General features: G+C 46.8%; 23 protein-coding genes and 5 tRNA genes. 26 read left to right on the top strand and 2 right to left on the bottom strand.

Annotation, left to right across the window (positions count from 1 at the left end):
- Nucleotides 1–77 precede the first annotated feature (77 nt).
- From M3202_RS18135 to M3202_RS18125, 3 genes are all read left to right on the top strand, one after another.
- The gene (locus M3202_RS18135; RefSeq protein ID WP_285890600.1) at nt 78–878 is read left to right on the top strand and encodes a ParA family protein; all 801 of its coding nucleotides are present in this window, start codon (nt 78–80) and stop codon (nt 876–878) included.
- The gene (locus M3202_RS18130) at nt 859–1,713 is read left to right on the top strand and encodes a ParB/RepB/Spo0J family partition protein (protein ID WP_251224658.1); all 855 of its coding nucleotides are present in this window, start codon (nt 859–861) and stop codon (nt 1,711–1,713) included. The genes M3202_RS18135 and M3202_RS18130 overlap by 20 nt, the downstream gene beginning before the upstream one ends.
- A 91-nt stretch (nt 1,714–1,804) precedes the next feature.
- On the top strand, nt 1,805–2,956 hold the full coding sequence (locus M3202_RS18125) for an aminotransferase class V-fold PLP-dependent enzyme (protein ID WP_251224657.1): 1,152 nt from the start codon (nt 1,805–1,807) through the stop codon (nt 2,954–2,956).
- Nucleotides 2,957–3,000: 44 nt separating this feature from the next.
- On the opposite strand, the gene yyaC is transcribed toward M3202_RS18125, so the two are convergent.
- Nucleotides 3,001–3,642 (bottom strand): spore protease YyaC, encoded by a 642-nt coding sequence (gene yyaC / locus M3202_RS18120; RefSeq protein WP_251224656.1) that lies wholly within the window; start codon nt 3,640–3,642, stop codon nt 3,001–3,003.
- An 82-nt stretch (nt 3,643–3,724) separates the two neighbouring features.
- Between yyaC and M3202_RS18115 the strand changes: the two genes are divergently transcribed.
- The 22 genes from M3202_RS18115 (at nt 3,725) to M3202_RS18010 (ending at nt 22,739) form a co-directional block, all read left to right on the top strand.
- Nucleotides 3,725–4,741, top strand: coding sequence for a YkvI family membrane protein (locus M3202_RS18115; protein WP_251224655.1), 1,017 nt, complete (start codon nt 3,725–3,727; stop codon nt 4,739–4,741).
- An 85-nt stretch (nt 4,742–4,826) separates the two neighbouring features.
- Nucleotides 4,827–5,024 (top strand): DUF951 domain-containing protein, encoded by a 198-nt coding sequence (locus tag M3202_RS18110; protein ID WP_251195500.1) that lies wholly within the window; start codon nt 4,827–4,829, stop codon nt 5,022–5,024.
- 103 nt (nt 5,025–5,127) lie between these two features.
- On the top strand, nt 5,128–6,228 hold the full coding sequence (gene ychF, locus M3202_RS18105; protein WP_251224654.1) for a redox-regulated ATPase YchF: 1,101 nt from the start codon (nt 5,128–5,130) through the stop codon (nt 6,226–6,228).
- A 238-nt stretch (nt 6,229–6,466) separates the two neighbouring features.
- Entirely contained in the window at nt 6,467–6,754 is a 288-nt protein-coding gene (gene rpsF / locus M3202_RS18100) for a 30S ribosomal protein S6 (protein WP_251195502.1), read from the top strand.
- 24 nt (nt 6,755–6,778) lie between these two features.
- Complete coding sequence (ssb, locus tag M3202_RS18095) at nt 6,779–7,270, top strand: single-stranded DNA-binding protein (protein ID WP_251224653.1); 492 nt, start codon at nt 6,779–6,781, stop codon at nt 7,268–7,270.
- Nucleotides 7,271–7,341: 71 nt separating this feature from the next.
- Nucleotides 7,342–7,575, top strand: coding sequence for a 30S ribosomal protein S18 (gene rpsR / locus M3202_RS18090; protein ID WP_251224652.1), 234 nt, complete (start codon nt 7,342–7,344; stop codon nt 7,573–7,575).
- A gap of 222 nt (nt 7,576–7,797) precedes the next feature.
- The gene (locus tag M3202_RS18085; RefSeq protein ID WP_251224651.1) at nt 7,798–8,724 is read left to right on the top strand and encodes a YybS family protein; all 927 of its coding nucleotides are present in this window, start codon (nt 7,798–7,800) and stop codon (nt 8,722–8,724) included.
- Nucleotides 8,725–8,735: 11 nt separating this feature from the next.
- Nucleotides 8,736–10,703: a DHH family phosphoesterase gene (locus M3202_RS18080; RefSeq protein ID WP_251224650.1), complete on the top strand. Its 1,968-nt coding sequence runs from the start codon at nt 8,736–8,738 to the stop codon at nt 10,701–10,703.
- Nucleotides 10,703–11,146, top strand: a complete 444-nt coding sequence (gene rplI, locus M3202_RS18075) for a 50S ribosomal protein L9 (RefSeq protein ID WP_251224649.1) — start codon at nt 10,703–10,705, stop codon at nt 11,144–11,146. Before M3202_RS18080 ends, rplI begins: the two co-directional genes overlap by 1 nt.
- Before the next feature lie 271 nt (nt 11,147–11,417).
- On the top strand, nt 11,418–12,782 hold the full coding sequence (gene dnaB, locus M3202_RS18070) for a replicative DNA helicase (protein WP_251195508.1): 1,365 nt from the start codon (nt 11,418–11,420) through the stop codon (nt 12,780–12,782).
- A gap of 237 nt (nt 12,783–13,019) precedes the next feature.
- A complete protein-coding gene (locus tag M3202_RS18065; RefSeq protein WP_251224648.1) occupies nt 13,020–14,306 on the top strand; it encodes an adenylosuccinate synthase in 1,287 nt (428 codons plus the stop codon).
- A 353-nt stretch (nt 14,307–14,659) separates the two neighbouring features.
- Nucleotides 14,660–14,735, top strand: a tRNA-Lys gene (locus M3202_RS18060).
- Nucleotides 14,736–14,749: 14 nt separating this feature from the next.
- Nucleotides 14,750–14,824: transfer RNA gene (locus tag M3202_RS18055), tRNA-Glu, on the top strand.
- 19 nt (nt 14,825–14,843) lie between these two features.
- Nucleotides 14,844–14,920: transfer RNA gene (locus M3202_RS18050), tRNA-Asp, on the top strand.
- 27 nt (nt 14,921–14,947) lie between these two features.
- Nucleotides 14,948–15,023, top strand: a tRNA-Phe gene (locus tag M3202_RS18045).
- A gap of 252 nt (nt 15,024–15,275) precedes the next feature.
- A tRNA-Thr gene (locus tag M3202_RS18040) sits at nt 15,276–15,348 on the top strand.
- 319 nt (nt 15,349–15,667) lie between these two features.
- Nucleotides 15,668–17,119: a peptidoglycan DD-metalloendopeptidase family protein gene (locus M3202_RS18035; RefSeq protein ID WP_251224647.1), complete on the top strand. Its 1,452-nt coding sequence runs from the start codon at nt 15,668–15,670 to the stop codon at nt 17,117–17,119.
- Between the two features lie 168 nt (nt 17,120–17,287).
- Nucleotides 17,288–17,998: a response regulator YycF gene (gene yycF / locus M3202_RS18030; RefSeq protein WP_251224646.1), complete on the top strand. Its 711-nt coding sequence runs from the start codon at nt 17,288–17,290 to the stop codon at nt 17,996–17,998.
- Complete coding sequence (gene walK, locus M3202_RS18025) at nt 17,999–19,825, top strand: cell wall metabolism sensor histidine kinase WalK (RefSeq protein WP_251224645.1); 1,827 nt, start codon at nt 17,999–18,001, stop codon at nt 19,823–19,825. It abuts the gene before it with no gap.
- The gene (locus M3202_RS18020; protein ID WP_251224644.1) at nt 19,822–21,165 is read left to right on the top strand and encodes a YycH family regulatory protein; all 1,344 of its coding nucleotides are present in this window, start codon (nt 19,822–19,824) and stop codon (nt 21,163–21,165) included. Before walK ends, M3202_RS18020 begins: the two co-directional genes overlap by 4 nt.
- Complete coding sequence (locus tag M3202_RS18015) at nt 21,152–21,928, top strand: two-component system regulatory protein YycI (protein WP_251224643.1); 777 nt, start codon at nt 21,152–21,154, stop codon at nt 21,926–21,928. Before M3202_RS18020 ends, M3202_RS18015 begins: the two co-directional genes overlap by 14 nt.
- Before the next feature lie 13 nt (nt 21,929–21,941).
- Entirely contained in the window at nt 21,942–22,739 is a 798-nt protein-coding gene (locus M3202_RS18010) for an MBL fold metallo-hydrolase (protein WP_251224642.1), read from the top strand.
- Between the two features lie 119 nt (nt 22,740–22,858).
- On the opposite strand, the gene M3202_RS18005 is transcribed toward M3202_RS18010, so the two are convergent.
- Nucleotides 22,859–23,800, bottom strand: coding sequence for an iron-hydroxamate ABC transporter substrate-binding protein (locus tag M3202_RS18005; RefSeq protein WP_251224641.1), 942 nt, complete (start codon nt 23,798–23,800; stop codon nt 22,859–22,861).
- A 298-nt stretch (nt 23,801–24,098) separates the two neighbouring features.
- Between M3202_RS18005 and M3202_RS18000 the strand changes: the two genes are divergently transcribed.
- Nucleotides 24,099–25,316, top strand: a complete 1,218-nt coding sequence (locus tag M3202_RS18000) for a S1C family serine protease (protein ID WP_251224640.1) — start codon at nt 24,099–24,101, stop codon at nt 25,314–25,316.
- Nucleotides 25,317–25,486: the final 170 nt, after the last annotated feature.

Below are 25,486 nucleotides of genomic sequence, written 5' to 3'. Positions count from 1 at the left end.
CATCCGCAGAAGTTACGATTTATAACTTTCTGAAAACGAATGCAAATAATTATGGTAGAATAAAAGCAGCAATGCGAATGTTTGGACGGAAAGCAGGTGACAGTGTGGCCAGAATTATTTCTGTAGCGAATCAAAAAGGTGGCGTCGGAAAAACGACGACAGCTGTCAATTTAAGCGCGTGTTTAGCTCATTTAGGCAAAAAGGTATTGCTTGTCGACATCGACCCACAAGGGAATGCAACAAGTGGGGTTGGTGTGGAGAAGGGGGAAGTCGATGAATGCATTTATGACATTCTTGTGGAAGATGTAGACGCGACTGAAGTCATTCGTTCTACTCCTTTAGCAGGGTTGGAAGTTTTGCCTTCAACGATTCAATTGTCGGGCGCTGAAATCGAGCTCGTTCCGACGATTTCCCGGGAGGTTCGTCTGAAAAGAGCGTTAGCCGCCATCTCTGATAAATACGATTATATTTTTATTGATTGTCCACCTTCCTTAGGTTTATTGACGATTAATGCACTGACGGCTTCTGATGCAGTATTAATCCCGGTTCAATGTGAATATTATGCACTGGAAGGATTAAGTCAATTGCTGAATACGGTCCGACTCGTGCAAAAGCATTTAAATACAGAGCTTGAAATTGAAGGAGTACTGCTAACGATGCTTGATGCCCGGACGAATTTGGGGATCCAGGTGATTGATGAAGTCAAAAAATACTTCCGAGAGAAAGTATTTGAAACAATCATTCCACGAAATGTTCGTTTAGGAGAGGCTCCAAGTCACGGACAGCCGATTATTGTCTATGACGCGAAATCACGGGGAGCCGATGTCTATATAGAATTAGCAAAGGAAGTGGTAGCAAGTGGCGAAAGGGTTAGGTAAAGGGTTACAGGCGTTATTTCCTGACCAGTCAGGTGAGCTGAAAGATCAGATTGTACAAGTTGCCATTAAAGAATTGCGACCAAATCCGTATCAACCTCGCCAATCATTTTCAGATGAATCGATTGCGGAGCTTGCTGATTCCATTACCGAGCATGGCATTCTGCAGCCAATCACGGCGAGAAAAAGCATCAAAGGCTACGAAATTGTAGTTGGCGAGCGGCGCTATCGGGCTGCACAAAAAGCCGGTTTGAAAGAAGTTCCCGTCATTGTAAAGGAATTTGACGAACAGAAGATGATGGAGCTCGCTTTGATTGAAAATTTACAGCGGGAAGACCTGAATCCAATTGAAGAGGCTGTCGCTTATGAAAAGGTGATGGAGCAGCTCTCGTTGACCCAGGAGCAGCTGGCGGCCCGTCTTGGAAAAAGCCGTCCTCATATTGCCAATCATCTGCGGCTGCTGCAGCTTCCAAAAGTGGTGCAGCAATTCATTTCAGACGGCAAACTTTCAATGGGGCACGGCCGCGCTTTGCTAGGGTTAAAGGATAAGAGAAAGCTTTCTGCTCTTCTTGAAAAAATCTTACAGGAGAGATTAAGCGTTCGTGAGGTTGAAAGCCTGGTCAATCAAGTAAATGAGCATGTTCCACGTGAAACAAAACGAAAAAAAACAAAGCTTTCTCCATTTTTGCAGACTCATCAAGAGGCGCTACGCAGCCGCTTAGGTACATCAGTCGCGATTAAACCGGGAAAGCGAAAAGGGAAAATTGAGATTGAATTTTTTTCGGATGAAGATCTGGAACGAATCATTCAATTGTTAAATGTGGAAGAAAAGGTGTAACATGAAAACTGGCTCATTGATAGTTGAGTCAGTTTTTCTATTTATAAAACGACGTGAATGAACAGATAAATAAAGAAGAGGAGACTAAGAGATGATTTATTTTGATCACGCTGCTTCTTCATTTCCAAAGCCAAAAGCGGTTGCTGATGCCATGTATGAAGCGGTTACGCAGTATGCTGCAAATCCAGGGCGCGGCGGACATGTTCTCGCTGAACGTGCCCGCCTGGCAGTAGATGAGGCAAGAACAAAGCTGGCAACGTTCTTTGGTGCGCCACATCCCAAACATGTCTGGTTTTATCAAAATGCGACGATGGCGTTAAATCAAGCCTTGTTCGGATTTCGCTTTGCCGAGGGCGATCATGTCGTCACGACAGCATTTGAACATAACTCTGTGCTGCGGCCGCTTGAACGACTGAAACGAGATAAAGGGATAGATGTCACCTATGTAAAGCCAAATGACGAAGGTGAAATTACAGCTCAGGCGTTGATCGAAGCATGCACAGCGAAAACAAAAATGTTCGCCATCAGTCATGCTTCTAACGTAACGGGTGCGTTTGTTCAAATGAATCAGCTGGCTTCCTTCGCAAAAGAAAATCAGATTGCTGTTCTGCTTGACGCTTCCCAGACAGCAGGAACGTTGCCGATTGACCTAGAGAACGATGGGATCGATCTGCTCGCTTTTGCTGGTCATAAATCGCTGCTCGGTCCACAAGGGACAGGTGTTCTCATAAGCAGGGAAGATTATGACTTGCTTCCTCTCGTTGAAGGGGGAACGGGGAGTTATTCTGAGCTGCCACATCAACCGCATATATGGCCGGACCGATATGAAGCTGGTACCTTGAATACCCCGGGTATTGCCGGTCTCGCGGCAGGAATCGAGGCGATCATTGAAAAAGGGATCACATCGATTTATGAGCATGAGCAGGCGTTATTAACACTTTTTATAGAAGAGACAGAGCAGATCAGCGGACTGAAACATTACGGCCCGATGGATTTGTCGAAACGGGTCGCTGTTGCTTCTTTTTCTTTGGAGGGGATTGGCAGTCATGAACTGGCGATTATTTTGGATGAACATTATCAAATTGCTGTGAGGGCCGGTCTTCATTGCGCTCCGCAAACCCATCAAGTGCTCGAGACGAGTGACAGTGGGCTCGTTCGCGTCAGTTTCGGTCCCTACAATACAAAAGAAGAAGTAGAGACGCTCATTCGAGCATTAAAGGAGATCCAACAGGCTTTCGGATAAGGTTCCATGAGGAAATAGGGATGGTTCAAAAGGCTGGTTACTCCTTATGAAACATCCCCTTCTTTTGAGGTTGATTTTAAGCTGAGAGCACGGAAAAAGGAAGGACGTGTTTCCTTTTCAGGCAGCTTCTCGTCTGCCTTTTTAATAGAAGCTGCCATCGTCTCAGCCATTTGAACGACGGTAAACAGCCGTGTATTTTGGAGAATGAAATAATCCATCATTCCGCCAATATTAACAATCCCGGTCATATGAATATCGCCAACTTCGGGGAGTTTCTTCTGAACCGCAGCTCCGGGATGGAGAGGTCCTTCAGCTAATGTAATTTTGCCAACTCCCGATAATCGTCCTAAACAAGCATCTATCGCCAAAATAAAAGAGCGTGGATGCTTATTTTTGATGTCCGCTAATTTGTCCTTTAAATTAACTGCATGGACAGGATGCTCAAGCGTCCCGTACACGATAAAGTGGCGCAGGTTTTGATGGGCAAGAATGGAGCCAATTAAAGGTCCCAATGAATCGCCGGTTGAGCGATCTGTCCCGATACAAATAATAACCAAATCGGATCGCGTATGGTTCTTCGTCATACAAGTGAGCTGATCTGCTAATACGTCAATAACTCCTTCTGCTTCCATGTGAACACGTAAGGGAGAATGTTTTTTTGCGAATAGACGATGGTTTGTACTCATATCATCGCCTCCTTTACCATAATAGTAATAGTATACGGAAAGTTTTTCCTTTCTATACATACGGATTAAAGGAGCGATGGGGATGTGGGCAAATGGACTGAAATGGATGTTCCTGATCATAGGAACGATGATCGGGGCAGGCTATGCTTCCGGCAGGGAATTATGGGAATTTTTTGGAGCGGAAAGTGGACTAGCAATTCTATTATTTACCATTCTTTTTACAATTTGCTGTATGGTGATTATGACGATCAGCTATACGCATAAATCGCGCCATTATCTCCCCGTCCTCCAGCTGTTAATGGGAAAGCAGCTGACGAAGCTCTATGATTTTATGATTATGCTTTATCTTTTTTCAACGACCGTCATTATGCTGGCCGGGGGAGGGGCGACGCTGGAAGTATTTCAGTTTCCTTATTGGCTCGGAACCGTTATTTTAGGCGGCTTTGTCGTTCTCTTATTCGTGTGGGATACGAAAGGGGTGACAGCGATGAATGCGATTCTAATTCCAATTTTGATTTTTTGTCTAGTTGGAGTATTAATTGCTTTTCAGTCGCTGCAGGGCTTTCCAATTCACCTTTCTTTGGACGAGCAGAGCAACTGGCCGTCGGCTTTAACCTTTACTGCCTTGAATATTTTGCCACTGGTCGCCGTTTTGGCGGCAATTGGCGATGAAATGAAGCATAAGGGGGAAATTTGGATTGCCAGCATTGGCAGCGGTCTCGCGCTTGGAAGTGTCTCCTTTCTTTATAATGAGTCCCTTCTCCAGGTCGCAGGCGATATTATGCTTTACGAAATTCCGTTATTCGCCATTTTAAAGCACTATCCTTATTATATGGTGTTAATTATGACCTTGCTGTTGTGGATGGCGATTTATACGACAGCCGCGGCGGGAGTATTTGGGCTGCTTTCGCGGATGAAGGACTGGATCAAAGGACCGGCGTGGCTGCTCGCTTTATTGCTGATTGCCATCATGTCGCCGTTGACGACGTTCGGCTTTTCCAACTTAATTGCCATTCTTTATCCGTTATATGGGGTACTGAATTTATATGTTTTCGCTGCAATTTTGCTTTATCCGATTTTTCATCATCGTTCGCTGTAGAAGATAGAGAGGACGGCTATTCCTTCCAGCCTGTTTCGTGTATAATAGACGAGCATAGGACAGTAGAGGGAAGGAGGCACCTGGCATGGCTGATAAGGAGTTTGCATTGCATGATGTCGTGGAGATGAAAAAGCAGCATCCATGCGGAGAAAACCGCTGGAAAATCATCCGAATGGGGATGGATGTCCGGATTAAATGTCTTGGTTGCCAGCACAGTGTGATGCTACCCCGTAAAGAATTTGCAAAAAAAATGAAAAAAGTGATTGAGAAAGCAGGCGAATAAGCGCACGGAGCGTTTGTCTTTTTCACAGGAAATCTCTATAATTGGTATCATTATCATAGAAATGAAGCGATAGATGAAAATAGAACGAAGGAAGTGAGTCGTCATGGCCTTAACAACAGGTATTGTCGGTTTGCCGAACGTAGGTAAATCGACGCTTTTTAATGCAATCACACAAGCAGGAGCGGAATCCGCCAACTACCCATTTTGCACGATTGATCCAAATGTCGGCATTGTCGAAGTGCCCGATCACCGTTTGCATACATTAACCGAGCTGGTCGAACCGAAAAAAACAGTTCCGACCGCCTTTGAATTTACCGATATTGCCGGGATTGTCGAAGGAGCGAGTAAAGGGGAGGGATTGGGAAATAAGTTCCTTTCTCATATTCGCCAAGTCGATGCGATCTCCCATGTCGTTCGTTGCTTTGCGGATGAGAACATTACCCATGTCGCTGGAAGCGTCAACCCGCTTAATGACATTAAAGTGATTAATCTTGAGCTGATCCTCGCCGACTTTGAAACAGTGGACAAGCGTATTACCCGCACGGCGAAGCTCGCGAAAACGAAAGATAAGGACGCTGTCGCTGAACTGGAAGTGCTGGAATTGTTGCGCGATGCGTTTGAAGAGGAAAAGCCGGCGCGCAGTATTGAGTTTACCGAAGAACAACAGAAAATCGTCAAACAGCTCCATCTGTTAACGAGCAAGCCGGTGCTTTATGTCGCCAATGTCAGCGAAGAAGATCTCCTGTCGCCAGAAGATAATGATTATGTGAAGCAGGTGAAGGAATTTGCGGCCGCTGAAAATAGCCAGGTGATCGTCGTCTGTGCGAAAATTGAAGCGGAAATTGCCGAGCTTGAAGGAGAGGAAAAGCAAATGTTCCTTGAAGAGCTTGGAATTCAAGAGTCGGGGCTTGATCAATTGATCCGCGCCGCCTATGAATTGCTCGGCTTGCAAACATACTTTACAGCTGGTGTTCAGGAAGTACGTGCCTGGACATTCCGCAAAGGGATCAAAGCACCGCAGGCCGCGGGCATTATTCACTCTGACTTCGAACGCGGCTTTATCCGCGCCGAGGTGGTTTCCTATGAAGATCTCGTCGATGCCGGCTCCATGACCGTCGCCAAGGAAAGAGGGAAAGTACGGCTTGAAGGAAAAGACTATGTCGTTCAAGATGGGGACGTCATTCATTTCCGTTTCAACGTATAAAGTCCAACAATGTCGATGTACAATTGAGCAGATTCGCCTGCTGTTTTGAGGGTGTGCCAAAAGCCAGCTTTTTTCCTTTTGGCACGCCTTTTGTTTTGCCGCTGATCAGCTGGAAAATAGCTTGCAGTCGATCATTGGTTCTGGTATAATCTATAAATGCGAGTAAAATGACTCCTTATTGATGAGTTTTGCTCCTTGCTCCAAAACGGAGCCGTTAGACCAAAAGGAGGTGACCGGAATGCGTAAGTACGAAATTATGTACATCATCGCTCCAAACCTAGAAGAATCAGCAACAAAAGAGATCATTGAACGTTTCAATGGTGTTTTGACAAACAATGGAGCTGAGATCGAAAAGGTAGAAGAGATGGGCAAACGTCGTTTAGCATATGAAATCAATGATTTCCGTGAAGGTTTCTATGTGCTTCTAAATGTACAAGCCAACTCTGAAGCGATTGCAGAATTCAACCGTCTAATTAAGATTAACGACAACGTGATTCGTGTTCTTATTACAAAAGACGAAGATTAATGAATACAATGGGGAGGGGTATGGATGCTTAACCGAGTCGTGCTTGTAGGACGCTTAACGCGTGATCCTGAGCTTCGCTATACGCCGAATGGCGTTGCGGTTGCGAATTTCACATTAGCGGTAAATCGCACATTTTCCAATCAGCAGGGCGAACGCGATGCTGATTTTATCAATTGTGTCGTTTGGCGGAAGCCTGCCGAAAATGTGGCGAACTACTTGAAAAAAGGCAGTCTTGCTGGTGTAGATGGCCGAATTCAAACACGCAGCTACGACAACAACGAAGGTCGTCGTGTCTTTGTAACTGAAATTGTCGCAGACAGTGTGCAATTTCTTGAGCCCCGCGGTGCGAGCCAAGGGCAGGGAAATGATTATTTCGGTGGTCCGCCTTCAGGTGGCAACGACTTTGGGAATCAGCAGAACCCTAATCAGAACCGATCATCTGGCGGATTTAATGATGATCCATTTTCCAATGATGGAAAGCCAATCGATATTTCGGATGATGATTTGCCGTTCTAATCAACCTCTCTCCTTAGTCGATCCGTTTATGAAAATAAAGATACTATTTTATAGGAAAGGAGTGCTGTCAAATGGCTCGTCGTGGTCGTCCAAAGCGTCGTAAAGTTTGTTTCTTTACAGTAAACAAAATTACAAAAATTGATTACAAAGATACGGATCTTCTGAAGCGTTTCATTTCTGAGCGTGGTAAAATCCTACCTCGCCGTGTAACTGGAACGTCAGCGAAGTATCAACGTCAATTAACAATCGCAATCAAGCGCGCTCGTCAAATCGCTTTATTGCCTTATGTATCAGAGGTTAACTAATTGGATTTCAATCAGGCTGTTGAGTATATCGCTCAGCAGCCTGTTTTCATTCACTCGTCTTCAGGAAGATGTGACAATCCTCGGCGTTCGCTTTAATTTTGCGGCTGGATACGCTAAAATAGACAAGGATATGGGAAACCATCAAAAATTGTGAGGACAAATGAAAACAAAGGATGTAGCTTCGGCAGTAATGACTGCGATGTTAAAAAATGAGGTGGATATGTGAAAGACATAAGAACACTGACAGAAGGGGCTATTTTGGCCGCTGTGTTTGCGATTCTTTTACTGGTGACAGCATATGTTCCGCTTGTCGGGATGATTACGCTCTGGGCGCTGCCGCTCCCGTTTGTGATTTATGTGCTGCGGCGCGGTTTAAAGGCCGGCTTTATGCTCGTGGCGGTCGCCTGCTTTCTTGCTTTTCTGGTCGGAGGACTTCCTTCTGTCCCTGCGGCGCTTGTATTTGGAAGTGCCGGGTTAATCGTTGGGGAATTATACCGGCGGGAACAACCAGGATTGACAGTTTTAGTCGGCGCGGGCTTAACATATACCGTTAACATGCTGCTCGTTTTTTTAGGGCTGGTTTTCCTATTAGGAGAAAATCCGATGCAAATGGCAGTGGATTTAACCCGCGAACAAATTGAATTCGCTGAATCAGCTTTTGATATGCCTACTGAGTCTGTGGCCCAAATGAATGAGATGCTCAACCAGCTTGGCTATTTAGCGCCTTTAATGATCGTCGGTGCGGGAGTGTTTTGTGCGCTGATTACACTATGGATCAGCCGCCTCGTCCTACGCCGGTTAGGCCATGAGGTTAACGGACTGCCTCCGTTTCGCGAGTGGCAGTTTCCAAAATCATTTCTGTGGTATTACTTAATTGTGCTAATCCTTGCGATGGGTGGATTCGAACAAGGGACGACGATGTATGCGATCGTCTGGAACCTGTTTCCTCTGCTTGAGATTATATTAGCGGTACAGGGATTTGCCTTTATCTTTTTCTTTTGTCATCACCGAGGAATTTCGAAGGCTGTACCGATTCTTTTAGTCATTTCAGCGATCATCATGTCGCCTTTATTGTTCATCATTCGAATTCTGGGAATCATTGATTTAGGCTTTGACTTGCGAAAACGCGTCATAAGCCAGAAAAAATAGGAGCTGACATTATGCCTGAGTTCTTAATGAAACGGTGGCACGGCTACCACGTCAAAGCTCTGTTTGCTGTCGCTGTTCTCTTTCTTGGCATCTTGACATTTTTTCAATGGCAAATAGGAGTGGTTGGCTTTATTCTACTGGGAGTGTTAGCGATTTATTCTGCTCAGGCCAAACGCTCCTTTGAGCGGGAACTTGAGCATTATGTCATGACGCTGACCTATCGGGTGAACAAAGCCGGAGAAGACGCGGTTACCAAAATGCCGATCGGTATTCTTCTTTACAATGAAACGGGAAACATTCAGTGGGTAAATCCGTTTATGGCGACGTTGATTGACGAAGACCTGTTAAATAAAGGGTTGGAAGAGCTGAGTGAGGAAATCGTGGAAATGCTTCGTCAAGAAGAGGATGAGAAGGTCATCACGCTAGAGGACCGCTATTATCATGTGACGCTTGAAAGGGAGGAGCGCCTGATATACTTCCTTGATGTGACCGAAAAGGAGAAAACGAAGGAACGCTTTGAAGAAACACAGACTGTTGTTGCCCTGATTTATTTGGATAATTATGATGAAATCACTCAAGGCATGGAGGACCAGGTTAGAAGCCGTTTAATCAGCCAGGTGACAGCTGCCCTCAACAACTGGGCAAATGATAACGATATGCTGTTAAGAAGAACGTCGTCTGACCGCTTTATCGCGGTGTTTAATGCGAAAACACTGGAAATGATTGAAGGGCAGCGGTTTGACATTATTGATGAAATTCGCCAGCTTACCGGAAAAGATAAAGTGCCGATCACCTTAAGTATCGGTGTCGGAACGGGGGAGAATTCATTAAGAGAGCTGGGCCAGCTTGCTCAATCAAGTCTTGATCTCGCTCTTGGACGTGGAGGAGACCAGGTGGCGATTAAACAAAGGAATGGCAAAGTCCGCTTTTACGGTGGTAAATCAAATGCGATGGAAAAACGGACACGGGTGCGGGCACGCGTCATTTCTCATGCTTTGCGTGATTTCGTGCTTGAATGTGAAAAAGTGATGATCATGGGTCATCAAAATCCGGATATGGATGCGATTGGCGCGGCGATCGGTGTGCAGAAAATTGCTGAAGTGAATGGCAAGGAAGGCTATATTGTTCTTGATCCGAGCGACATTAACCATGACGTTCAGAAGCTGATGGAGGAAGTCGAAAACCATGACCATCTCTGGTCACAGTTTATGACACCGGAAGAAGCAGAGGAGCAGATTACGCCACAGACGCTGTTAATTATCGTTGATACTCATAAACCGTCGATGGTGATTGAGCCCGCGCTGCTGGACCGGGTAGAGCGGATTATCGTGCTTGACCATCATCGGCGCGGCGAGGAATTTATAAAAGACCCTGTTCTCGTTTATATGGAGCCTTATGCGTCATCAACTGCTGAGCTCGTTACCGAGCTGCTGGAGTATCAGCCGAAGCAGCTGAAAATGGATCGGCTCGAAGCAACCGCTTTGCTGGCGGGAATCATTGTCGACACGAAAAGCTTTGCCGTGCGCACCGGCGCTAGAACCTTTGATGCGGCTTCGTTTTTACGTTCAAACGGAGCAGATACGACGCTCGTACAAAAGCTGCTGAAGGAGGATCTTGAGCAGTATGTGAAACGGGCAAAGCTCGTCGAAAGCGCCGAATACTACCGCGATGGCTTGGCGATTGCGGTAGCGGAGGAAGAAGAAACCTACAGCCAGATTATTATTGCCCAGGCTGCCGATACGTTGTTGAATATGAAGGATGTCGTTGCATCATTCGTTATTTCCAAACGAAAAGATGGTATGATTAGTATAAGTGCCAGATCGCTTGGGGACTTCAATGTTCAGCTGATCATGGAAAAGCTAAATGGCGGAGGGCACCTCTCCAACGCAGCTGCGCAGCTCGAGGAAGTGACGATTGAGGAAGCGAAAGAGCGGCTGCAGGAAGCGATTGATGATTATGTTGAAGGAGGTCAATCATAATGAAAGTCATATTTCTAGAGGATGTAAAAGGAAAAGGGAAAAAAGGCGAAACAAAAAATGTTTCTGAAGGCTATGCCAGAAACTATCTTATCCCCAATCAGCTTGCTGTTGAAGCGACAAAAGGCAATATGAAAAACCTGGAAGCGCAAAAGAAAAGTGAGCAAAAGAAGCAGGAAGAAAACCTCGCTGAAGCTGAGGTCTACAAAGCGGAGCTTGAAGCGCTTGAAGTGAAAATCACAGCGAAAGCCGGGGAAGGTGGACGCCTGTTCGGAGCGATTTCCACAAAGCAGATTGCCGAAACATTGGCGAAGATGAAAAAGAAAGTCGATAAACGGAAAATTATGCTTGATGAACCGATACGTTCATTGGGATATACAAACGTCCCGATCAAAATTCATCCGGAAGTGATCGCAACCGTCAAAGTCCATGTCGTAGAAGAATAACAGCATAAGAGAGAAGGGTGACAAAAACGAGTGTTCTCTTGACCAGTGGTGGTATAATTAGGGCTGAACTAGCTTATCCATTCACTAGGAAGAGGAGGCATTCGCGGATGTCACCCTTTTTCAAAGTTTACAATTTTGTAGGTTAATTCGCGTGAAAATGTCGGCTGGGGCCCGTTACAAAAATACGTAGCAGCTCTGGACGGCACTTTTGTGGGATAATTTGAGGAAGGCACTGGCTCCGCACCGTGCTTCTATGAAAGGATGAACATGCATGAGTGATCTGTTTGCTGATCGCACACCACCGCAGAATATTGAAGCTGAACAGGCCGTACTGGGCGCTATTTTTCTGGCCGATGAAGCCCTTGTGACAGCTTCTGAACGTCTTGCACCTGAAGATTTTTATCGTGCGGCTCACCAGCGGGTATATCAAGTCATGCTTGAACTGGCTGAAAAGGGAGAGCCGGTCGATCTTGTAACGGTGACAGCTGAACTCCAGGATCGCAAATGGCTCGATGATATTGGCGGCGTCGCTTATCTCGGCGACTTGGCCAATGCTGTGCCGACGGCGGCCAATGTGGAGTACTACAGCAGGATCGTTGAGGAAAAGTCCCTATTGCGCCGTCTGATCAAAGTGGCGACGAGCATTGCCGCTGAAGGCTATGCAAGTGAAGAAGAAGTCGACGCGATTCTCGATGAAGCGGAAAAGAATATTCTCGATGTCTCACAGCGTAAAAATACAAGTGCCTTTATTTCGATCAAAGATGTGTTGATCGAAACGTACGATAAAATCGAAATGCTTCAGCACCATAAAGGGGACATTACTGGGATTCCAACTGGATTTGTTGAGCTTGATCGCATGACGGCAGGCTTTCAGCGGAATGATTTGATTATCGTCGCTGCCCGCCCGTCAGTCGGTAAAACGGCATTTGCCCTAAACATTTCGCAAAATGTTGCCACCCGTACCGACGAAAACGTCGCGATCTTCAGCCTGGAAATGGGGGCGAGTCAGCTTGTTCAGCGGATGCTTTGCGCAGAGGGAAACATTGATGCCCAGCGGATGCGGACAGGGGCGCTTAATACCGAGGATTGGCAGAAGCTGACGATGGCGATGGGGAGCCTGGCGAAAGCGGGAATTTACATCGATGATACGCCGGGTATTAAGGTCAATGATATCCGTGCCAAATGCCGGCGCTTAAAGCAGGAGCACGGACTTGGGATGATTATGATTGATTATTTGCAGCTCATTCAGGGCAGCGGCCGCAGCGGGGAGAACCGCCAGCAGGAAGTATCTGAAATATCGCGCTCGCTAAAAGCAATTGCCCGTGAACTCGAAGTGCCTGTAATTGCGCTCTCGCAGCTTTCCCGTGGCGTGGAATCAAGACAGGACAAACGTCCGATGATGTCCGATATTCGGGAATCGGGAAGTATTGAGCAGGATGCCGATATCGTCGCTTTCCTTTATCGCGATGATTATTACGATAAGGAAACGGAAAATCAGAACATCATCGAGATTATTATTGCCAAGCAGCGTAACGGCCCGGTTGGAACCGTGGAGCTGGCATTCGTAAAAGAATACAACAAATTTGTCAATTTGGATCGCCGTCATGATGAACGCGATATGCCGCCGGGAGCTTAAATAAGCTTGCGGTATTTTTTTTGAATTTGTTAAAAAAGGAAAAATAGGGCCAAAGGCTGAACGCTTGTTGGGCGGCATGACTGTCCCGTGCGAATAATCGAATATTTAACGAACAAAACTAGATCTCTATGAATCCAATGTTCGGATTTTCGTTGACGGCGATAGAGGGAATTGGTATACTTAACAAGGCTTTGGAAAAAACTTGACTATATGATCGTTAAGGTGGAGGTGCATCAAATGTCATCAGTTGTAGTCGTTGGTACCCAATGGGGAGATGAAGGAAAAGGAAAAATTACAGATTATCTTTCTGAAAAGGCGGAAGTCGTTGCTCGTTACCAAGGTGGAAATAATGCTGGTCACACGATTGTCTTTGGAGGAGAAAAATACAAGCTTCATTTGATTCCATCAGGGATTTTTTATAAAGATAAAAGATGTGTTATTGGAAACGGGATGGTGATTGATCCGAAGGCGCTTATCGAAGAGCTCGCTTACTTGCATGAGCGCAATGTCGATACGAGCAATTTGCGGATCAGCAACCGGGCCCATGTGATTCTTCCGTATCATTTAAAGCTTGATATCGTCGAGGAAGACCGTAAAGGAGTAAATAAGATCGGCACGACGAAGAAAGGGATCGGCCCGGCTTATATGGATAAGGCGGCACGAATCGGTATCCGGATTGCCGATCTGCTTGATAAGGAAGTCTTTGAAGAGAAGCTTGAGCGTAATCTAGCTGAAAAGAACCGCATGTTTGAGAAGTATTATGAAGTGGAAGGCTTTACAAAGGAAGAGATTCTGGAAGAATATTTCGAGTACGGCCAACAGATTGAAAAGTATGTTTGTGATACATCGGTTGTGTTGAATGACGCCCTTGATGAAGGAAGACGCGTGCTTTTTGAAGGAGCGCAGGGGGTTATGCTTGATATTGACCAGGGGACATACCCATTTGTTACATCGTCCAACCCAATTGCCGGCGGCGTTACGATCGGTTCAGGCGTTGGTCCTTCCAAAATCAACCATGTGGTCGGTGTCTCAAAGGCGTATACGACGCGGGTTGGAGATGGTCCTTTCCCGACAGAGCTTCATGATGAAATCGGAAACCAGATTCGTGAAGTAGGAAATGAATACGGTACGACAACAGGCCGTCCGCGCCGTGTCGGCTGGTTTGACAGCGTCGTCGTTCGTCACGCTCGTCGTGTCAGCGGCATTACTGATCTTTCTCTTAATTCAATTGACGTGCTGACAGGCATTCCAACTTTAAAAATTTGTACGGCTTATAAGTACCGTGGCGAGATCATGGAAGAATTTCCGGCCAGCTTAAAAGTACTGGCGGAATGCGAGCCTGTTTACGAAGAGCTTCCAGGCTGGGATGAGGACATCACAGGCGCGAAGTCATTAGGTGAGCTTCCAGTCAATGCCCGTCATTACATTGAACGCGTTTCGCAATTGACAGGCATTCCGTTAACGATCTTCTCTGTCGGACCGGATCGCAGTCAAACGAATTTAGTACGCGGTGTATTTGCCTAAATAAATGAAGTAGGAAATGGTGTCCGCTGACCGCGCTGCAGCGGACGCCTCCGTTCCTGCCATATGTTTTTTTCTCTTTGCTTTTACACCCGTTTGAGCGGTGTGCCAACAAGGAAACAGCTTTGCCACATCATCTTTACGTTCTGATTGGAAAAGCACTTGCATCGGGCGTCATTTTTCGCTATCCTGTAAAGAGTACGGATCAGAACGCGATCCGGGAAATAAAAACTTTTTCAAAAAAATTGTTGCGCATCGATAGGCGCTATGCTATTATAAATCTTGTCGCTAAGATAACACTCATTTGAAGATGCCATCCTCAACAAAGAGATGCAACATTTGAGCGAGGGAGCTAGGAGCCATTAGCTCAGTTGGTAGAGCATCTGACTTTTAATCAGAGGGTCGAAGGTTCGAGTCCTTCATGGCTCACCATGTTTACGTTCACTGGCCCGTTGGTCAAGCGGTTAAGACACCGCCCTTTCACGGCGGTAACACGGGTTCGAATCCCGTACGGGTCACCATACATATTTTAGCGAAATTGGTCCGGTAGTTCAGTTGGTTAGAATGCCTGCCTGTCACGCAGGAGGTCGCGGGTTCGAGTCCCGTCCGGACCGCCATTTTCTTACTCATATCCTATACAGAATGGCTTGGTAGCTCAGTCGGTAGAGCAATGGACTGAAAATCCATGTGTCGGCGGTTCGATTCCGTCCCAAGCCACCATTTTTATTTTCAACGAGTCGTCTCGACGCAGCCCGCATCGAAGCAAAAGCTGTCAAGAGGAAGAGACACAGTCTTCAGCATAAAGTAAGGAACACTATCTAAACCATGCCGGTCTAGCTCAATTGGTAGAGACGAGCAAAAGCATCGTCGAATAAACGGCGAGTTGTCTCGACGCAGCCCGCATCGGAGCATAATCAGGCAAGAGGAAGAGACACAGTCTCAGCATAAAGTAAGGAATACTATCTAAACCATGCCGGTCTAGCTCAATTGGTAGAGCAACTGACTTGTAATCAGTAGGTTGGGGGTTCAAGTCCTCTGGCCGGCACTTCTCAAATCCACATGGGTATCTGTGTGGATTTTTTCATTTGTCAGGCTGCGCTGAATCTTTAGCCGGAGGCACTGTCACGACAATAGGCGGGGAAATTCAAAAGCGACTTCCAAATTTAGCTAAAATTCTAGTAATGTAACAACAATATTACAATCTTTTATCATTTTTTTTCATTTGACCCCTGACCTTAATAGTATGCTAGAATGGAGAAGGTTGACGAATAGTGTCAACCATTGTTGTACTGTCGTGTCAGGGGATAGTAAGGGATCCTTCCTGGTTCTATACGGAAGGGGAGTTTTACGGGGGGAATTTATAGATGAGCTCTACGAACATAGGCTCTTTGAATAGGAGAAAAAAAGTACTGATTGGTCTTATGCTGCTTATGATGATCGTTGCGGCACAAATCGTGAAAGCCGATGGAAAGCTGATCTATACGATTTATCATGTGTATGTCGATGGAAACCACGTCGGTTATTTGCTAGATGAAGAAAAGTATAACAGCCTGGTTGAAAATATGGTAGAAACCTATCAGGAGCAATATCCGGATTACTCGCTTCAGATCGCTGAGCAGGTCGAAATTATTCCTGAATTCGTCTTTCACCAAAAGAGTATGGATGAACAAACGCTCTCTGCATTAAAGGAGAAGTTGTCTGTTGAGGCGGAAGCGGTGGCGATTTATGTGAATGAAGAGGCTGCTGTTTATTTGCCAACGGAGGAAGAGGCCGACAAGACGCTTGAGAGCTTTATTACGCAATTCGTTGATGAACAGGAATATGAGACGTATCTCGAAATCGAAGAGGCCGCGAAGGCTAGTGAGACTGAGGAAACGACTGTCTCAGCGGCAGAAGTCGGAGAGACTGAGCTCGTTGATGTTGAATTGAGTGAGGACGTCGTACAGGTCGCGCAAAAGACAAGTCCGGAAAATGTTCTGACTGTAAAGGAAGCTGTAAAAAAGCTGACAAAAGGGGTACTGGAAGAGCAGCCATACGAGGTAAAAGAAGGCGATGTTCTCGGCAGCATTGCCAATGAACACGACTTAACAACAGCTGAGCTGCTCGACTTAAATGAAGGGCTGACTGAAGAGACGGTTTTGCAAATCGGACAAGAACTGAAGGTTACTGCCTATGAACCTTATATGGAAGTCATCTCAACGATGAAAAAGTCGGTGGAAGAAGAGATTCCTTTCCAAATCGAGGTGAAAGAAGATGAATCGATGTGGAAGGGCGATCAGAAGGTGACCCAACCGGGCCAGAACGGCTTGCAGCTTGTCGATTATCAATTAACGGAACGAAATGGTCAGCTTGTTAAAAAAGAAGCAGTACAGGAAGAAATCATTCAAGAGCCGGTTACAAAAGTCGTTGTGAGAGGAACGAAGGAAATGCCTTCACGCGGTACCGGCGAGCTGAGCTGGCCGGCTGTAGGCGGCTATATCTCAAGCTACCAGGGGAACCGCTGGGGAAGATTCCATCGCGGAATCGACATTGCCCGTCCGAGCAACTACGATATTCTTGCTGCTGATAACGGTACGGTCACCTTTGCCGGCCAGCAAGGAGGCTACGGCAATGTCGTGAAGATTAATCATAACAACGGAATGGAAACATTGTATGCCCATCTGCGCTCGATTGACGTCCAGGTTGGCCAAACCGTCGCCCAAGGGCAGAAAATCGGTGTTATGGGAACGACCGGAAATTCGACCGGTATTCATCTTCACTTTGAAGTAACCGAAAATGGACAGCTGAAAAACCCGATGGATTATTTGAATCGGTAAAAATAAGCTTTTTATGGCTATCTCAAAAGAGTGAATCTATCTTTTGAAGATAGCCTTTTCTAATACATTTAGAGTACAGGACTGAATTGGGAAATCGTTCTTAAAAACGAAAGAGCATTAATGTGTTAGAATGTGAGGGAGACTACTTGAAAACGGGAGAGATTCTGAATGGATAAACGAATTTTAGTTGTCGATGATGAAAAACCGATTGCAGATATATTAAAGTTTAATCTTGAGAAGGAAGGTTTTGCTGTTACATGCGCCTATGACGGGCTGCAGGCGATTGAGGCGGTCAGCAACGAGTCGTTTGATTTGATTCTGCTTGATATTATGCTTCCTCATAAAGATGGAATGGAAGTTTGCCGCGAGGTTCGTAAAAAATACGATACGCCGATTATTATGCTGACGGCAAAGGATTCCGAAATTGATAAGGTGCTCGGGCTTGAGCTTGGTGCTGATGATTATGTGACGAAGCCTTTCAGTACACGGGAATTGCTGGCGCGGGTCAAGGCTAACTTACGTCGCCATAAAGTGAGCGGGGAAGAAACGAACGCGCAGCGGGAAATTGTCGTTGGTGATTTAACGATCTACCCGGAAGCGTACCAGGTAAAACGCCGCGGGGAAACGATCGAGCTGACTCATCGTGAGTTTGAGCTGATTCATTATTTGGCCAAGCATCTCGGGCAGGTTATGACGAGAGAGCATTTGCTCCAGGCAGTATGGGGCTATGATTACTTTGGTGACGTGCGGACCGTCGATGTGACCGTCCGGCGCTTGCGCGAGAAGGTCGAGGATAACCCGAGCTTTCCAGTCTGGATCATCACACGGCGTGGAGTCGGGTACTATCTGTCCTCCCCGGAAAAACAGGAGCAATCGTAAATGAACAGAAAAGTTGGCTTTTTTAAGTCGATTCGCTTTAAGCTGATTATTATTTATGTTCTTCTCCTTTTAATTGCGATGCAAATTATCGGCGTCTACTTTACCCGGCAGCTGGAGGATCAGCTTGTCGCCAACCATGTCGACTTATTGAAAGAACGGGGCAACCTCCTCGCCTATAATCTGGCTCAGGAAATGACGGAGGTCCGCGAAGACCGGAGCACATTGACAACAGATATCCGGTCATTGCTGCGTGATATTTTCTCGATTGAAAATGCGGAGGTTCAGGTCATTGACCAGAATCGGGTTGTAATCAGTACCTCCAACTTTCAAAACCGGCATATCGTCGGTCAGCAAAGCACGGAAGTCCGGGTAACTCGCGCGTTAATCGGGATGCCCGATGAAACGATTTTGCGCGACCGGCACACAGGTCATCGGATGGCTGTGCTCGCTGTGCCGATTACGACCGATGATGGGCCGATTGGCGCGCTTTACATTGAAGCTTCGATTGAAGAAATTTATGGACAAGTGCAGGAAATTAACGGCATTTTGGCGAGCGGGGCGTTCATTTCTTTAACGATTTCCGCCTTGCTTGTTGTCCTATTGGCGCGGACGATCACGGCGCCGATCATTGATATGCGAAAGCAGGCCCTGCGGATGGGGCATGGAGACTTTTCCCGTCAAGTAACGGTTTACAGTACAGATGAAATCGGTCAGCTGGCGATTTCGTTTAACGAGCTGACGATGAAATTACAGGATGCAACAGTGACGCGCGACCGTGAGCAGAAGCGGCTGAAATCCGTGTTAACTCATATGACCGACGGGGTCATTGCGACCGATGAACGTGGACGAATCATTTTGCTGAATAAGCGGGCCGAGGAGCTGCTGTCTGTTGCCAGCTATCAGGTAATCGGTCAGCCGATTCTTGAAGTGCTGAAGCTGTCGGAGAGCTTTGCGATTTATGATTTGTACGATCAATCCGACTCCGTCTTGCTCGATTTCAGTACCGATGAAAGCGAATATATGCTGGAAGCCAGTTTTTCCGTGATACAGGAAGAAAACGGTCCGATTAATGGTCTGATTACGGTGCTGCATGATGTGACAGAGCAGGAAAAAATTGAACAGGAGCGGCGAGAGTTTGTCGCGAATGTCTCGCATGAGCTGCGGACGCCGCTGACGACGATGAAAAGTTATTTGGAGGCGCTTGAGGATGGAGCGATCACTGATCCGGAGATTGCGCCGCGCTTTTTAGGAGTGACACAAAATGAAACGGAGCGGATGATCCGCCTCGTCAATGATTTGCTCCAGCTTTCGAAGATTGACAGCAGAGACTATCGACTGACGTTGCAATGGGTCGATTTTGGCCAGTTTTTACATAGCGTCATTGACCGGTTTGAAATGATTGCTGAGGAAAAAAATATCGAATTTTCGCGGGCGATTACCGCGCACCCGACGTATGTGCAAATTGATCGCGATAAAATGACACAGGTGCTCGACAACATTATTTCCAACGCGATGAAATACTCGCCTGAAGGAGAAGGAGGAAATGTCGTTATCACCTTGCTTCATCAAGGCCACAATGTTCGGGTAAGCATCTCTGATCAGGGGATGGGTATTCCCCGGGAAAATCAGGCGAAAATTTTTGACCGCTTTTATCGCGTTGATAAAGCAAGAGCGAGAAGCGTCGGCGGGACAGGCCTCGGGCTGGCAATTGCCAAGGAGCTTGTCCATGCGCACCGCGGTGAAATCTGGGTTCAAAGTGAATATGGGGAAGGAACGACGATCTACTTTACATTGCCTTATTCCACATTCAAGGGGGAAGAGGAATGAATTACGAGCATATCAAAACCGGACTGTTAATCGGGCTCATCGGCTTAAGCATGGTGCTGACATGGAAGCTCTGGACCTTTCAGCCAAACTTCGCCCTGCTTGATGATACGACGCGCTATGTGCCGAATGAAGCTGTGAGCGAAGAGAAAAGGCTGACTGATCTGATCTTACCTGAGCAGATGGTGATTCATTATGGAGATCAGCATAGCATGATTCCGCGCGAAGCGGCAGAGTTTGAAGAGCTTTATCAAAGCCTGCTCAACGCCAGTCTCGATGAAGGGGAACTGATGTCGGCCGGTCCTTTTCCGAAGGAGGGGACAGAAGGTGGGATTGAGTTTGTTTTTCCTGCCGCCTTGCCGATTGATATTTTTCTCGGATTGTTTCAGGTTGACCGGGAAGAAATGAGTAGTCCGATCACAGCGGTGAACCGCTTGTATGTCTATATTGAAGAGCAGTCGGAGCAAGTCCGGATGCAGCTGCTTTCAAGTGAAGATGAGCCTATAGTAGAGCTTGATACAACGCTTGCGCCAGGCGAACTTGAAGAAAAGGTTGTCCGCGGAATTGAGGAGTACCCGGCTGTGACGGCTTTGTCAGAAATAGATGAGGCGCTGCAATCTACTAACAAAGCGATCTATATCCCGAATGAACCACTTACAGCTGAGCGGTTATCTTTTACCGTTTCGCCAATTCCGGGTGAGTTTTTCAGGCAGTCGTTATTTACCGATCCCGATTCGGTCAAATATTATCGCCAGTCCGGCAGTGAAGAGTCTTATACAGATGGAAACCGGATTATTAATATTAACAACAATGGGTTGTTTATGGAGTATAATAATCCGATTTTTTCAGACACACAGGAGCGGAGCAGCAAACACATCATTTTAAGCAGCTATGAATTTATTAACGGCCATGGCGGCTGGTCCGATCAATATTTACTGTCGAGCTGGGTGTCAACCGAGGCGCGCGATGAAGCTGAATACCGGATGCATGTCAATGACTTACCGGTCATCTCCTTTCAGGGCCTTGATCAAATGAAGCTCTCGACGACTCGTTCTGGCAATCAAATTGAAAGCTATTCCCGGCCGTTGTTTGATTTGGACGCCAGTCCGATCGATGCACGGCAGCAGGTTGAGCTGCCGAGTGGCGAAAGGCTCGTTGAGCGGCTGCGTGACCAGGAATTTTTTGATTTCGAGCGTTTAGAGAAAGTCACGGTCGGCTATGAAATGATTATGCCGAACCCTTCTTTTGTAACGGTAAATCCATATTGGTTTATTCTCTACGATAACCATTGGCAGAAAATAACGTTTAATGAGGAAGGGGGAGAAGCGGATGGATTGGAGTAAAACGAAAACAATCTTTATCGTCACCTTCCTTATCCTTAATTTATTTTTGACGTGGCAGCTCGTTGAAACGAACAGCGCCAATCAAATTAGTGTCATAACCGAGGCGACGATTCAGGAGAGGTTGAATCAAATGAACGTGACGATTGAAGCCGAACTTCCTGAAGAAGAGCTGCTCGGCCGTCATGTCATCAGCAAAAAGGTACCGCTCACAGAGGAGGCTGCCGCTGGACTGGCGGAGCAGCAAAGCCTCAGGCTGACAGAAGGGGGCGAAATTATCTCCGAGCTGCTCGAGCCGTACCCGACAACGTCTGAGCAATTCTGGACGGAGCTACAGACCTTTTTGACGACGTATGTGTATCAGGGAGACGAGTACCGCTACGGCCACTTTGACCCTGAGACAGGGCAGATGAAACTCTATCAGACATTTAAGGATAAAACGGCCTACACATTTGATGAAGATCCGCTTGTGCTTTGGTTTGACGAGAGCCAGCAAATCATCGGCTATGAGCAGAGCTATTATGAATTTGAAGAGCTTGATGGCCGTGAGCGCGAAATGCTATCCAGCTTAAAGGCATTGGAAGTCTTGTTAAATGACCAATTAATCAGAGCCAATCAGACCATTTCCAGCATTGAATTTGGTTATTACAGCTTTTTCAGCCCCCAAGGCGGCGTACAGGTTTTTGCGCCAATGTGGAGAGTGATGGTCGAGGATGAGACGTACCTCGTCAACGCGATAGAAGGCTCTGTTCAGCAAATAACGTAGAAAGGGTGTTTCGATGACACTGCGCTTTAGTGTACTTGCCAGCGGGAGCACGGGGAACGCGATTTATGTGGAAACGAACAAGCAGCGGCTTTTAATCGATGCCGGCTTAAGCGGCAAGAAGATGGATGAACTGTTTACCCATATTAACCGCGACCCGAAAGAGCTCGACGGGATACTTGTCAGTCATGAGCATAGTGACCATATAAAAGGAGTCGGCGTTTTTGCCAGAAAGCATAAGCTGCCGATTTACGCCAATCAGTTAACGTGGCAGGCGATGGACGGCCAGCTTGGCACGATTCCAGTCGAGCAGAAGTTCACGCTCGGCACAGGTGAAGTGAAAACATTCGGCGATCTGGATGTCGAGACATTCGGGGTTTCCCATGATGCGGCTGAACCGATGTTTTTCTGCTTTCATCACGAAGGAAAAAAGCTCGTGCTGGCAACCGACATGGGCTATGTCAGCGAGCGGATTAAAGGGACGATCCGCGATGCCGATATGTACATCTTTGAATCGAATCATGATTTAAATATGCTGCGGATGGGACGCTATCCGTGGAATGTGAAAAGACGGATTTTAAGCGATGTCGGCCATGTTTCCAACGAGGATGCCGCGCTTGCTCTTTCTGAAGTAATCGGTGATCGAACAAGCCGGATTTATCTCGCCCACCTCAGTCTCGATAATAATATGAAAGACCTCGCACGCCTGTCTGTCGAGCAAGTGCTTAAGCAGGAAGGAATGGCTGTCGGCGAGCAATTTGAGCTCTACGATACCGACCCGCACACCCCAACAGCGCTGGCTGTCGTTTCCTAAAAAAATGCCCCACAAGGAGTACTTTCTCTTGTGAGGCATTTTTTATCTTAATAGAGAACTGGGCAAAGGGAAAAGCTTTTGCGCCGGCCTCCAGCAATGAGCGTAACCGCCACAAGCGCTTATTCGCCGTCTAAGAAGCCTTCTGCAAAAATGTCCAGCAAGTATTCAAGTGTAATTGGGTCACTGTAGGTTACCGCTTTTGTCTCGATTTCAATCACATGACCATTTTGCACCGCAGGAATGCTGTTCCACATCTCAGTTTCCATAAAAGCATTGTCTTCCCCTTGGTTTCTGCTCAGGACGATATAATCTCCTGCATATTCCGGGATCACTTCCTGAGACAGCATATAATAGCCCTCGCCTAACGCATTCTCTTTCACCAGTTCGGGCATTCCAAGTCCCATCGCCTGGTAGAGAATTTCCGTACCGCGTGCCCAGTCATCACCGAAGACGGAAAAATCCTTGCCGTTCGTCTCCAGCACTGACACCGTGACATCCTCGCCGGCTTTTGCTTTTACCGCTTCACCAAGCTCTGTCGCCCGCTCAGAGAAGTCGTCAATCCACTGCTGCGCTTCCTCTTCTTTATTCAGCAATTTGCCAATCTCAAGCTGTTGCTCCAAGTAGTCGAGCTTACCCCATGTATAGACGACGGTCGGGGCGATTTTTTCCAATTGGTCGAGATTTTCGGTCGTCGAACCGGCAATAATCAGATCCGGATTTTGCGAGATAACCGTTTCCAGATCCGATTCGGAAACGACGGCAATATCCGTTAATTTTTCGGTGAAAAGCGGGTTCATGTTCGTCCATTGATCAACACCAACGATTGCGCCATCAAGCGCCAATACATTCGGCGCATTTGTTAAGGCGACGATCCGCTGTGGATTTGCCGGAACGTCAATCGGCCCATTTTCCGATTCATATGTAACCGTCTCCGAATTGTCCGCCTCATCGGCTGTATGTGTATCGTCTAAACCAGTATCAGTCGAATTGGTCTCACTGCCGCAAGCGCTGATAAAGGCGAGCATCCATATCAACATTAGGATAAAAAGCTTATGTTTCATTTCCCGACCTCCTCATAGATTTAATTAATAATGATTCTCAATATCACATATTTCACTATAAATTTTCTATCTGCGGTTGTCAATCATTTATCGCACGTATCAAGCTGATCGACTAATCTACCGCGCGTGAAGGTCCTTTTTCCTCGTTCATTTTACATGGTTATGCGTCATTTTTGTTGGGAATTATAGTAGAAGTATCAAAAATATACGAAAAGCAGGTATCGAAGTAGCATTTTAAAAAGCAGATATTATAATAAGAAACAAATACATCATATAAAAAAAGGATGGTGTGCCAGTCATGGGTTATTACGACGAACAAGATTATCAACGTCCTACTAGACAGAAAGGCTTAAAACGCTTTTCTGGCCTATCGGCTTTTCTTGGTGCTATTGTCGGGGGTCTGATTGTTTTATTTATGTTACCTGTATTTTCAAATGCTGGCCTATTACCGTACAGTCTTGCAGATAATGATACGAGTGATGAGGTAATCGAACCGAACATCCCTCAGGAAGGGCTGGAAACGGTCAATGTCAACGTGAATTCTGATATCGTGAAAGCGGTAGAAAATGTATCTGATGCCGTAGTTGGAGTGATCAACATGCATCAGTCAAGCGTCTTTTCCCAGGAAGCGGGAGAAGGCACCGGCTCAGGCGTCATTTACAAAAAGGCGGGCGACAAAGCCTTCGTCGTCACCAACCATCACGTTATTGACGGAGCCAATCAAATTGAAGTCAGCCTGACAGACGGCACGCGCGTCCCGGCGACGCTGTTAGGAACAGATGTGATTACCGACCTTGCCGTTCTTGAAATCGACGGCAGCAACATCGAAACGGTCGCAGAATTCGGCAACTCGGACTTGCTGCGTGTCGGAGAACCGGCAATCGCAATCGGCAATCCTCTCGGGCTGCGTTTCTCCAGCTCTGTAACACAAGGAATCATCAGTGCGACAGAACGCAGCATCCCTGTTGACTTAACAGGAAATGGCCAGGTAGACTGGCATGCCGAAGTACTGCAGACAGACGCAGCGATCAATCCGGGGAACAGCGGTGGCGCCCTCGTCAATATTGAAGGCCAGGTCATCGGGATTAATTCGATGAAAATCGCCCAAGGCGCCGTCGAAGGAATCGGCTTTGCGATTCCAACAGGAATTGCCCTCCCGGTTATTGAGGACTTAGAGCGCTATGGTGAAGTTCAGCGTCCACAGCTCGGCGTCGGCATCCGTTCGCTATCGGAAATCCCTAGCTTCCACTGGCAGGAAACATTGAAGCTGCCTGAAAGTGTGAAAGCAGGTGTCGTCGTCACAAGCGTCACACCAATGTCACCGGCAGAGCGCGCCGGCTTGCAGGAGTATGATGTCATCGTAGAGATTGATGGCGAAGAAATCGGCGACGGTCACGCTCTCCGCAAATTCCTATATACAGAACGCGAGATCGGTGACGAAGTCGAAGTCACCGTATACCGGGACGGCAGTAAGCAAACCGTCACAGTTCAGCTCGCTGAACAGCAAAATTTTTAACTAGATGAGAAACCGGCTACAAGCTCAAATCGCTTGTGGCCGGTTTTTTGGTGTGCCCGGCATGTGCATGGGCTATAGGGTTCAAGTCCCGAGCAGTGAAGGTCACTGTAACTGTTAGCCAACGACAAGGGTGTCTAGGGTGACCTAGAATCTGAAGGAAGTCCGAGGCA

Origin of the sequence: Halalkalibacter oceani (genome assembly GCF_023715605.1) — a bacterium.
In the GTDB taxonomy this organism is placed as follows: Bacteria; Bacillota; Bacilli; order Bacillales; family Bacillaceae_D; genus Halalkalibacter; species Halalkalibacter oceani.
The sequence above is the reverse complement of the archived record's forward strand: the minus strand, read 5'-3'. Positions and strand labels throughout refer to the sequence as shown.